Raw genomic sequence first — 10,467 nt, 5'->3', positions numbered from 1 at the left:
GGTAGCGTACGCTCAAGACCAATCGTCCCGCCTTCGCTCGCTGTCGCTTGCCGACCAGATCGCTCTGGGCAGAAGCTGCACAGCTTGCCTCGGCTGGCTGTCCCGTCAGCGACGGGGCAACCAGGGAGGGCGGAGATTACTCACCGGCGCGTCCTGGTCAACAACAATTTTGATGGATCGGTTTGTTCGCACGGACGTGGCCTCGGTCGCCGTGCGTTTTCTGCACAGTCGCGGGCCAGCGAGGCGCTGTCCCGCGGGTCAGGTCTCCGGATGCTCGTCCGCGAACCAGCGGCCCATCCGCTCGCGGACGAGCAGCATCTCCGCCCCGCTCGGCAGCCGGATCCGGAAGCCTTTCTCGCGCGGCCCGAGACCGACCATCGAGCCCATCACCTCGACGGGCTGCCAGCCGCCGGCGCCGCGAAGGCGCGCAGGGCGCCCCCGATCGCAGGCCTCGGTCTCGACATCGACGCAGTACCATCGCGTGGTGCGCGACGTGGACCAGCCGGCCTCCGCGCAGAGCCGCGCCTCTGCCTCCTGCAGCGCGCGATGCGACGCGGCGAAGGCGGCGCGCGCGTGCAGCACGACCACGAGAGCGTATCCCGGTTGCAGCTGGCGGACGATGTAGCTCCGGCGGTGGGCGCGCACCGTGATCTGGCGCGGCGCGCCGAGCGGGAACGCCCCCACCTCCGCCAGAACGATCTGCCAGTGAGCGGCCGTGACCTTCACGTCGAACGGGTCGAGGCAGCCCGCATAGTCGATCGTCTCCCCCTCGAAGTCGACGAGCGCGGCTGCCCGCGCGCCAGGGACCGCGCACAGCAGATCCTCGAGGATGGACGTGAACGAGGACGGCGCCTGGTCACGAGGCAGCCGGTCCCGGCGACGCTTGCGGGCCTCCTCGCGCGACGCGCTCATGGCTCGATCCGCACGAGCTCGAGCGACGCGTCTGCGCCGTCGACGACCATGGCCTCGCGCCGCAGCGCCTCGAGGAGCCTCGACTGCGCGGCTCGGGCGCGATCCGCGACGACCTCATCGCGCACCAGGCGGCGGCGCTCCTCGACGGGCACGATTCGCTCCGGGATGCGCTCGAGGAGCATGATGACGTGCACGCCGAACGCTGAGGTGACGGGCGCGCTGAGATCGCCGCGCGCGGCGAGGGACGCCGCAGCGCGGGAGAAGTCCGGATCGAAGCGCTGGGGCTCGGGGCTGAGCACGCGCCCCGCGGCGGTCACCGGCGGCAGCGGCTGCGCGACGATCTCGAGGCCGTCGGCAGGCACCGACTTCGCGGCGCTGATGAACGCGTCGGCCGCTGGATCGGCGGGCGCCTTGCGTCCGCCAGCTCCGCGGGGCGGCTCGGAGCGCAGCGCGACCTCGCGCGCGGACGACACCGCGGTCCGGATCGCCACCGCGATCCCCGTCGCCTTCTCGCGCGTGGCCGCGTCGGCGCCTTCCGGGAGCCGCACGACGGCGTGCACCGTGCGGTACCCCTCGGGGCGGTCGAGGTCGAGCCAGTGTCGCTCGGTGGCCGCGCGCAGCTCGTCGTCGCTCACCGGACCAGCGCTCGCGACATCCTCGTGGAGGCGGTGAAGCAGGCGGCGAGCCAGCACCGCGGAGATCTCCCGCTGCACATCGGGAGCCTGCTCGAGGCCGCGCTCCCGCGCCTCGCCGGCGAAGAGCGCGTCGCGGACGACCGCGTCCCGGGCGCGGGCCGGCGAGATGTGCTGCGCTGCCGTGACGCGAGCTATAAGGTCGACCGGGATGTCGACCGCGCCCACGCGGGCAGCGACGTCGGGCGGCAGGGTGAGCGCGCCGCGCGCAGGCGGCGGCAGCGCAGCCAACGCGACGCACGCGCACAGGCACGCGGCGGCCGCGATCGCTCGGCGTCCGCGGCTCATGCGCTACCCCCGCGAGGGCGGAGGATCTCCGTGGAGGCCTTCAGCGAGAGCCCGCCGACCACCAGGAGGTAGATCGCCTTGAAATCTTGGCGATCGCCGAGCGCGTGAACCCCGAACGCAAAGGAGAACGCGGCGGCGACAAGGAGCAAAATCGCGAATGCATCGACGGCGCGGGACACGCAGACGAGTGTAACGCGATTTGACAGGAAACCGGCGGGGATGCGGGGGCGGCGACGAACGTGGCGCGGGCCCGGAGGCCCGGCCGGGCCGCTGCTCAGCGCAGCATCATCACGATCGCCCCGAGCACCGCGAAGGCGATCAGGACGAGCAGCTGCCGGACGGCGTGCTGGGTGAGCCGCCGAGCGCCTGCGGCAGGTCGGCGGCCGCGGGCGACCGCGACGCTCGACGCCGCAGAGACCAGCGCCACCGCGCAGGCCACGGCGACCGCCTGGGCCAGGAGGGCCCGATCTGGATCCCGGACACGCCACGCGAGGACGAGGACCGCGAGGCTCACGAGCGCGCCGAAGGCGACGATGGGGACGGCGAGCGGGGGCAGATGCGCCCGGGCCTGGAGGAGCGGGGCCTCCGCGTCCGGCTCCGGCTGGCGCCGCGTATCCCAGCGATCGCGCCAGGATAACGCGAAGATACCCCAGGCGATCGCGCCGATCGCCGCGCGGACCGGGTCGAGGCGAGACGGCTGAAGGGAAGGAGAAGCGAGCAGCCAGGTCAGCATGGCGAGCGCCAGAAAGGCCGAGATGCCGAGGTGCCGCGCGAGCCGGCGGTGGACGCCGGTGAGCAACGGCGCCGCGACGCCGCACAGGAATCCGAGCGTCGCGGCGACGCCGGCGGACGTAGGCGCGCCGCGGGCGAACGCAGCAGGCGCGACCGTGATCATCCAGGCGACGACCGCCGCGAGCAGCGCCTGGGGAGCGCGCCCTTCGCCGAGGCCAAGATCGAGGCGAGGCGCGCCAGGCTGCGGTCCGGAGTCGGAGCGGTCCGAGCCCGAAGGCCCATCGTCCACCCGGGCGCGGGTCCCCCTGCTCTCGCCGGACGCGGACACCGCTGGGCTCGCCCCACGCTCGGCACCGCTCGAGATCGCCCCCGGGGCCTCCATGCTCATGGCCGGGCTGCTAGGCCAGGTTCCTCAACAGGTTGCTCACGGGCAGCACGTCCGGCGCCGGTGAAGCAGCGCCGGTGTCGCCGCTCGCGCCCCCTTCCTCTCGGGCGACCTCGAGCCCGAGCCGCTTCCAGAGGCCCGTATCCAGGAGGTGGCTCGGGCGCACGTTGCCGAGGGCGGCGAGCATGTTCTGTCGCGCTCCGGGGTGGCGCGCGTCGAGCTCCGCGAGGAGGCGGCTCACCGCCTTGCGCTGGAGGTTCTCCTGAGAGCCACACAGGTTGCAGGGGATGATGGGGAAGCGCTCCTCCTCCGCGAACGCGGCGAGCTCGTCCTCGGCGCAGTAGATCAGCGGGCGAATCACGACGTTGTCGCCGTCGTCGGAGATGAGCTTCGGGGGCATGGACTTCAGCTGGCCAGCGAAGATCAGGTTCAAGAGCAGCGTGGTCACGGCGTCATCGCGGTGGTGGCCGAGCGCGATCTTCGAGCAGCGGAGCTCGCGCGCCACGCGGTAGAGGATGCCGCGCCGCAGGCGGGAGCAGAGGGAGCAGTACGTCTTGTTCTCGGGGATCTTCTCGGTGACGATCGCGTAGGTGTCCTCCGAGATCATCCGGAACTCGTGGCCGCCCGCGGCCATGTAGTCGGCCAGCAGGTGCCCCGGGTAGCCAGGGTGCCCCTGGTCGATGTTGACCGCGATCACGCTGAACCGGACCGGCGCGCGGCGCGCCAGGTCGACGAGCAGCGCGTGCATCGCGTAGCTGTCCTTGCCACCCGAGACGGCGCAGAGGATCCGATCGCCATCGGCGATCATGTCGAAGTCGGTGATGGCGCGCCCCATGGCGCGCGCGAGCTTGCGGCGGAGTTGCACGGTTCAGCCGGTGAAGCCTTCGATGAGGCGGAGGAAGGTAAGCACGCCATGACCCGTCCCGCCCTTCGAGAAGACGCCGTACGGCTTGCTCGCCAGCGACGGGCCGGCGATGTCCACGTGGATCCAGGGGACATCCCCCACGAACTCGCGCAGGAACAAGGCGGCGGTGATGGATCCCCCCCAGCGGTCGGCCGTGTGCTTGATGTCGGCCCAGTCGCTCTTCAAGCCGTCCCGGAGCTCCTCGACGAGCGGCAGCTGCCACATCGACTCGCCCGCAGCCTTCGCGGCGCCCCGCAGGCGGTCGGCGAGCTCCTCGCGGTTCGAGAAGAAGCCGGACACCGTCGGCCCGAGGGCCACGACGCAGGCGCCGGTGAGCGTCGCGTTGTCCACGATGAGGTCAGGGCCCAGCGCGCGCGCATACGCGAGGCAATCGGCGAGGACGAGGCGACCCTCCGCGTCGGTGTTGATGATCTCCACCGTCTTGCCGTCGAGCGAGCCGAAGATGTCCCCGGGCCGGTAGGCCGCGCCGTCGGGCATGTTCTCGGCCGAGCCGACGATGCCGTGCACCTCGACGTTCGGCTTGGCTGCCGCGACCGCGGCCATCAGGGCGATCACGTTCGCGGCGCCGCCCATGTCGCCCTTCATCTCCTCCATGCCCGGAGCCGGCTTGATGCAGAGGCCGCCGCTGTCGAAGGTCAGGCCCTTGCCCACGAAGACGAGCTTTCGCTTGGGCTTCCCCGCAGGAGAGTAGACCATGTGGACCATCCGGGGCTCGCGCGCGCTCCCCTGCCCCACGGCCATGATGAGCTTCATCCCTCGCTTGACGAGCGCCGCCTTGTCGAAGACCGTCACCTTGAGGCCGCGCTGCTTGCCCACCTCGACCGCGACGCGCGCCAGCGCCTCGGGGTAGAGCTCGTTCGGCGGCTCGTTGATGAGATCACGCGCGATGCAGATCGCCTCCCCGACCTGCTGGCCGAGCGCCACCGCGTCGCGCGCCGCCTTGCCCGCCTTGCCCTCGACGATCACGGTGCCGCGCTCGAGCGCGACCTTGGGCACGCGATCGCCCGTGAAGTAGCGGGTGAACCGGTAGGCGCCGAGCACGAGCCCCTCGGCCGCGGCCCGCTCGCCGCGCTCGACCCCGGGCGGCACCACGACCGCGACGCTCTGGGCCCGCACGCCGTTCGCGAAGCGCGCCCCCTTCGCCGCCAGCAGCCGACACTCGACCTCGGTGAGCTTGCCCGATCCCAGGCCGAGCAGCAGCACGCGGCCTGGCTTGAGCGCGCCGTGCGTCGTGAAATCGATGCTCTGGTCCTTCTTCCCCGTGAAATCGTCGCGCTTGACCTGGTGGGCCACCGACTCGCCCAGCGCCTCCACGAGCCTCGCGAGCACGCCCTCGCCCGTCGAGGCGCCTTCGGGCACACCGATGACAACGACGTCGACGGCGATGCCCAGCGGGTCTGACGAGGCGAGGTTCACTTTGATCGGCATGCGGTCTCCTGGCCCTAACGTGGAGGGTTTCCAGCGCGGCATCTAACCACGAAGGGCTAATCCCGTCGACGTGGACGATGGCGCGCAGCGCGCGGGCGCCGATCCCCCCGGCCCCGAGCCCGCCCCGCGTCCCCCATCCGGGCGGCGTCAGCGCGCTGACCGGTAGATCTGGATCACGTCGGAGAGGAGCTTCAGCGCCTCGGCGCGCGGGCGCTGGAAGGCGTTGCGCCCCATGATCGAGCCGAACGAGCCGCCCGCCGCGAGCTCGCGGATCTCCTCGAGCAGGGCCTCGGTCGCCTTGGACTCGCCGCCGGAGAAGATCACAACGCGCTTGCCGTTGAAGGTCGCCTGCACGACGTGGCGGGTCCTGTCAGCGAGCGTCTGTAGAGGGATGTTATACTTTTCGTACACCTTCTTCGCCTCCTCCTGCTCGACATGAGCCGTCGGCGGCTTGACCTTGATGATGTGCGCGCCGAGCTGCGCCGCGATCGTCGCCGCGTAGGCGCAGACGTCGACGGCCGTCTCGCCCTGCTTGGACAGGCCCGCGCCGCGCGGATAGCTCCAGACGATGACGACCAGGCCCTTGCGCTTGGCCTCCCGGGTGATCTCGCGAAGGTCCTCGTACATCCGGTTCCTCGCGCCGGATCCGGGGTAGATCGTGTAGCCGACGCCGACACAGCCGAGGCGGAGCGCGTCCTCGACCGAGCCGGTCACCGCCGAGAGCGGCTGCTCCACCTTGGCCAGCGTGTCGCTGTTGTTGAGCTTCAGGACGAGCGGCACCTGCCCCGCGAACCTGGCCGCCACCGCCTCGAGCGATCCGAGCGGCGCCGTGTAGGCATTGCACCCGGCGTCGATCGCGAGCTGAACATGGTAGTCGGGATCGTAGGCCTCAGGGTTCGGGGCGAACGATCGGACCGGACCGTGCTCGAAGCCCTGATCCACGGGCAGGATCACCAGCTTGCCGGTGCCCGCAAGCGCGCCGTGGTCGAGCAGCCGGACGAGGTTCGTCAGCGTGCCAGGGCTCTCGGAAGAGTACCAGGAGAGGATCTGCTGTACGCGAGAGGTGAGCGCCATGGAACACTCCGTCGGGTTGGTTGCAGCGTGACGAACGCGGGCGCGCTCGCGGCGTGTGCCTGACCGCATCGAGCCCCGGATCCGGCTGAACGGGCGAGCGGACGCTGACCGGCATTTTCAGAAGCGGGACAGAGGTGTCCGACCGAACGCCCCGGAGGACCGGCACATGGAGGATGTTGTACGGCGACGGGCGATACGCAATTCTCGGGGCGCGTCGGTCGGCTCTCCTGGGGGCAGCGCCCGCGGCGCGATCAGCGGCGGGGCGACGGTGTCCTCGCCACCAACGCGGAGGAATCATGTCGAGCTTCTCGGACCAACGGAACCTGAGCTGGAACCCGCCGGAGACGTCGTCGCGCATCGGGATCACCCTCGAGACGTACATCCTCGAGGGGATGCTCGGGTTCCCCGCGGCGACCGGGGCGTTCACGTCGCTGCTGAACCAGATCGGCCTGGCGGCGAAGCTCGTGACCTCCAAGGTCCGTCGCGCCGGGCTCGCGAATGTCCTCGGGTACACGGGACAGACCAACGTCCAGGGCGAGATCGTGCAGAAGCTCGACGAAGTCGCGAACGAGACGCTGCTCAGCGTGCTCGGCAGGCGCGGGCACTGCGCGGCCGTGGTGAGCGAAGAGCTCGGCGAGATGAGGATCCTCTCCACGGATCCGCGGGCCAAATACGTCGTCGTCGTGGATCCGCTCGATGGCTCGTCCAACATCGACGTCAACATCTCGATCGGCACGATCTTCGGGGTGCTCCGCAAGGGCGAGGGCAAGCTCGGCGCAGACCCGTCGGACTTCCTGCGCCCCGGCCGTGATCTGGTCGCGGCGGGCTACGTGCTCTACGGGTCGTCGACGCTGCTCGTGCTCACGACCGGCCTCGGCGGCGTGCACGGCTTCACCTACGACCCCACCGTGGGCGAGTTCTTCCTCTCGCACGAGAACATCCGGATCCCGGAGCGCGGCGCGACGTACTCCATCAACGAGGGCCACAGCGCGCGCTGGCCCGAGGCGGTGCGCCGCTGGAACACGTGGATCAAGGAGGAGCGCAAGGAAGAGGGCAGGCCCTACGGCGCACGGTACGTGGGGTCGCTGGTCGCGGACGCGCACCGGACGCTGCTCAAGGGCGGCATCTTCGCCTACCCCGCCGATCGCGGCGGCCAGGGCAAGCTGCGGCTGCTCTACGAGGCGAACCCGTTCGCGTTCCTCTTCGAGGCCGCCGGCGGCAAGGCGAGCACCGGGTCCGACCGCATCCTTGATCTGGTCCCGAGATCGCTCCACGAGCGCGTGCCGCTCGTCCTCGGCTCGCCCCGCGACGTCGATGACTTCGAGCAGTTCCTGCGCGGCGAACGCTGACGCTGCGCGACCGAGCGCCGCTCCTCGCCGGCCCGGAGGCGGGGAGCGGCGTCAGACGCCCTGCGCGTCGGCGCCCCAGATGATCTTGTGCAGCTGCACCTGCACCCGCACGCGCAGGCTGTCTTCGAGCACCCACCGCACGAGATCCCTCGGCGCCAGCCTGCCCCAGACGCACGAGGCGAGCAGCGTGGCGCCGCGCGCCTCCAGGCGCCGCTCGCGGATGGTGCTCCGCATCCACTCGTAGTCGGCCCGGTCGGCGAGCACGAACTTGATCTCGTCGCGCGGCGTGAGGTGCTCCAGGTTCGACCAGCGGTTCCGGTGGGACTCTCCCGAGCCGGGCGCCTTCAGGTCCATGATCTTGTGTACGCGCGGATCTACCCGCGACACGTCGGCCTCGCCGCTCGTCTCGACGAGGACCGTGCGGCCCGCGTCGCAGAGCTCCGCGAGGAGCGGGAGCGACCCGGGCTGGAGCAGGGGCTCCCCGCCCGTGAGCTCGACGAGCGGCGTGCCGAACGCCAGCGCGCGCCCGAGGACCTCGCTGCGGCGGACGCGCGTGCCGCCGTAGAAGGCCTGCGGCGTGTCGCACCAGGTGCAGCGGAGATTGCACCCCGTGAGCCGGACGAACGTGCACGGCAGCCCGGCGAACGTCGATTCACCCTGCACGCTCGCGTAGATTTCGTGGACGACGAGGGTGTCCTCTTTCAATGAAGCGACGCCTCCGAGGGGGCCGGGCCGCCCTGGCTGCCTTGGCGCCGGCAGCGACCCGCGATGGGCGCAAGGTTTGGCCGCGCCGCGCGCGCAACGCAAGCGGCGCGCGCCGCTCAGCTGGAGACGAGGCTGACCTCGCCGGCCGCGACCGCCCGGAGCACGCCGTCCACGCCGCGGACCAGGAGGTGCCCCTCGGGATCGATCCCCGCCGCGACGCCCGCCACCCCGGCGACCTCGACGCGGCGCTCGCGCAGCCAATCCATCCGGGCGAGATCCTCCGCGAAGGAAGCGAGCCGCTCCGCCTCGAACCTAGCCGCCGCGACGCCCGTCGCCTGGATCAGCTCGGCCGCGAGGATCTCGCGCGGCGCGGCGCCCAGCCCGAGCAGCGCGAGCGACGTGGCCCGCGACGAGAGCTCCGGCGGGAAGCTCCGCGTGTACACGTTGAGCCCGACGCCGACGATCAGGCTGCTCACCACGTCGCCGCGCAGCTGGGCCTCGACGAGGATCCCCGCCAGCTTGCGGCCGCCGGCGAGCACGTCGTTCGGCCACTTGAGCCGCACCTCTGCGGCGGGGCCGCCGCCGGACGCCGCGCCCGAGCCCGCCGCCGCGAGCCGCCGCTCGACGACGGACGCCACCGCGAGGCCCATGACCAGGGCGATCGGGGCGATGCTGCTCGCCGGCAGGCGGGGGCGCAGCAGCAGCGAGAGGTAGAGGTTCTCCCCGGGCGGGGAGTGCCAGGCTCGCCCGCCGCGCCCGCGCCCCTGCGTCTGCGCGTCGGCGAGGAAGGCGGCCCCGTGCGGCGCGCCCGAGGCCGCGGCGCTCCGCGCGTCGTCGTTCGTCGACGCCGTCTCCTCCACGACGGTGAGCGGCCTCCCGAGCGGCGCGCCGAGGCGCGAGAGCTCGCGCTCGATGGCCCCCGCGTCGAGCCGCTTCACAGCGCGAGGTCCAGCGCGATGTCCGCCGCGCGCGCCGAGTGCGTGAGCGCCCCGACGCTGATGACGTCGATGCCCGCCGCCGCGAGCTCGGGGATGCGCTCCAGCGTGATGCCGCCCGAGACCTCGAGGAGCGGCCGGCCATGCTGCCCGGACCTCGCGCGCGCGGCCGCGGTCTTGACGTCGTCCAGCGTGAAGTTGTCGAGCATGATGATGTCCGCGCGCGCGGCCAGCGCCTCGTCGAGCTCCTTCAGCGAGGCGACCTCCACCTCGATCTTCGTCGTGTGCGGCGCCCGCGCCCGCGCGCGGGCGATCGCGGTCGAGATGCCGCCCGCCGCGACGATGTGGTTGTCCTTGATCATCACCGCGCTCCCCAGGTTGTCGCGGTGGTTGTGCGCGCCGCCGACGCGGACGGCGTAGCGCTCCAGGGCGCGGAGGCCCGGCGTCGTCTTGCGCGTGTCGGTGATGCGCACGCCGGACCCCGCCGGGATCGCGGCGGCGTAGCGGCGCGCCTCCGAGGCGACGCCGCTCATCCGCTGCGCCAGGTTCAGCGCGGTGCGCTCCGCGCTGAGCAGCGCGCGCGCAGGGCCGCGGATCGTCCAGAGCACGGCGCCGGTCTCGACGGCGGTGCCGTCCTCGACGAGCACCTCGCCCTCCACCGCCGGATCCAGGCGCTGAAAGACGCGGAGGAACACGGCCCCCCCGCACGCGACGAGCGGCTTGCGCGCCACCGCCTTCGCGGTCGCGCGCGCGGAAGCCTCGACACAGGCTTCGGTGGTGAGATCGCCCCCCGCGAGATCTTCTTCCAGAGCGCGATCGATCAGGGCATCGAGCAACGGCGCAGCCAGCACAGGCATCTCCTCAGCGCCGCACCCCGGCGGCGCCCCCAGGTATACTCGCTCTCCCGCGCGCGCATCAGCGCCGTCGCTCGCACCCCGTTCCCAAATGACACATTGCGTCAACGACAGCGGGGTCGTCGTGTGGTTGAGCCCGACGGGCATCACTGCCCCGGACGGGATCAGCGCGGGGTGGACGAGCGCCT

The 10,467-nt window shown here is 71.9% G+C and carries 11 protein-coding genes; 1 reads left to right on the top strand and 10 read right to left on the bottom strand.

The annotated features are described in order from the left end of the window. Positions 1-258: 258 nt before the first annotated feature. From WMF43_RS14240 to WMF43_RS14210, 7 genes are all read right to left on the bottom strand, one after another. Positions 259-912 (bottom strand): roadblock/LC7 domain-containing protein, encoded by a 654-nt coding sequence (locus WMF43_RS14240; RefSeq protein ID WP_437680661.1) that lies wholly within the window; start codon positions 910-912, stop codon positions 259-261. Continuing rightward, positions 909-1,892, bottom strand: coding sequence for a peptidylprolyl isomerase (locus WMF43_RS14235; protein ID WP_437680659.1), 984 nt, complete (start codon positions 1,890-1,892; stop codon positions 909-911). Before WMF43_RS14235 ends, WMF43_RS14240 begins: the two co-directional genes overlap by 4 nt. Continuing rightward, positions 1,889-2,071 (bottom strand): hypothetical protein, encoded by a 183-nt coding sequence (locus WMF43_RS14230; protein ID WP_437680657.1) that lies wholly within the window; start codon positions 2,069-2,071, stop codon positions 1,889-1,891. The genes WMF43_RS14235 and WMF43_RS14230 overlap by 4 nt, the downstream gene beginning before the upstream one ends. Before the next feature lie 95 nt (positions 2,072-2,166). Further along, on the bottom strand, positions 2,167-3,012 hold the full coding sequence (locus WMF43_RS14225) for a hypothetical protein (RefSeq protein ID WP_437680655.1): 846 nt from the start codon (positions 3,010-3,012) through the stop codon (positions 2,167-2,169). 10 nt (positions 3,013-3,022) lie between these two features. Next, positions 3,023-3,874 (bottom strand): tRNA 2-thiocytidine(32) synthetase TtcA, encoded by an 852-nt coding sequence (gene ttcA / locus WMF43_RS14220; protein ID WP_437680653.1) that lies wholly within the window; start codon positions 3,872-3,874, stop codon positions 3,023-3,025. Between the two features lie 3 nt (positions 3,875-3,877). Continuing rightward, positions 3,878-5,362 carry a leucyl aminopeptidase gene (locus WMF43_RS14215; RefSeq protein WP_437680652.1) on the bottom strand — a complete coding sequence of 495 codons (1,485 nt, stop codon included), beginning with the start codon at positions 5,360-5,362 and terminating at the stop codon, positions 3,878-3,880. Positions 5,363-5,509: 147 nt separating this feature from the next. Further along, complete coding sequence (locus WMF43_RS14210; protein ID WP_437680650.1) at positions 5,510-6,436, bottom strand: class I fructose-bisphosphate aldolase; 927 nt, start codon at positions 6,434-6,436, stop codon at positions 5,510-5,512. Between the two features lie 296 nt (positions 6,437-6,732). Between WMF43_RS14210 and fbp the strand changes: the two genes are divergently transcribed. Continuing rightward, positions 6,733-7,785 carry a class 1 fructose-bisphosphatase gene (gene fbp, locus WMF43_RS14205; RefSeq protein WP_437680648.1) on the top strand — a complete coding sequence of 351 codons (1,053 nt, stop codon included), beginning with the start codon at positions 6,733-6,735 and terminating at the stop codon, positions 7,783-7,785. A 51-nt stretch (positions 7,786-7,836) separates the two neighbouring features. Here fbp and WMF43_RS14200 read toward each other — a convergent pair whose 3' ends face one another. From WMF43_RS14200 to nadC, 3 genes are all read right to left on the bottom strand, one after another. Beyond that, positions 7,837-8,490, bottom strand: a complete 654-nt coding sequence (locus WMF43_RS14200) for a radical SAM protein (protein WP_437680646.1) — start codon at positions 8,488-8,490, stop codon at positions 7,837-7,839. 116 nt (positions 8,491-8,606) lie between these two features. Then, positions 8,607-9,428, bottom strand: coding sequence for a biotin--[acetyl-CoA-carboxylase] ligase (locus tag WMF43_RS14195; protein WP_437680644.1), 822 nt, complete (start codon positions 9,426-9,428; stop codon positions 8,607-8,609). Next, positions 9,425-10,276: a carboxylating nicotinate-nucleotide diphosphorylase gene (gene nadC / locus WMF43_RS14190; RefSeq protein ID WP_437684005.1), complete on the bottom strand. Its 852-nt coding sequence runs from the start codon at positions 10,274-10,276 to the stop codon at positions 9,425-9,427. The genes WMF43_RS14195 and nadC overlap by 4 nt, the downstream gene beginning before the upstream one ends. Positions 10,277-10,467 lie beyond the last annotated feature (191 nt).

The sequence above is a fragment of the Sorangium sp. So ce131 genome, from assembly GCF_051519095.1.
Taxonomy (GTDB): Bacteria; Myxococcota_A; Polyangia; order Polyangiales; family Polyangiaceae; genus Sorangium.
This window is presented reverse-complemented; position numbering and strand designations above follow the sequence as displayed.

Excerpts from the sequence above, each read along its gene's own strand:
- WMF43_RS14210 (WP_437680650.1), bottom strand. The coding sequence starts at position 6,436 with ATGGCGCTCACCTCTCGCGTACAGCAGATCCTCTCCTGGTACTCTTCC.
- WMF43_RS14225 (WP_437680655.1), bottom strand. The coding sequence starts at position 3,012 with ATGAGCATGGAGGCCCCGGGGGCGATCTCGAGCGGTGCCGAGCGTGGG.
- WMF43_RS14240 (WP_437680661.1), bottom strand. The coding sequence starts at position 912 with ATGAGCGCGTCGCGCGAGGAGGCCCGCAAGCGTCGCCGGGACCGGCTG.
- WMF43_RS14235 (WP_437680659.1), bottom strand. The coding sequence starts at position 1,892 with ATGAGCCGCGGACGCCGAGCGATCGCGGCCGCCGCGTGCCTGTGCGCG.
- WMF43_RS14215 (WP_437680652.1), bottom strand. The coding sequence starts at position 5,362 with ATGCCGATCAAAGTGAACCTCGCCTCGTCAGACCCGCTGGGCATCGCC.
- fbp (WP_437680648.1), top strand. The coding sequence starts at position 6,733 with ATGTCGAGCTTCTCGGACCAACGGAACCTGAGCTGGAACCCGCCGGAG.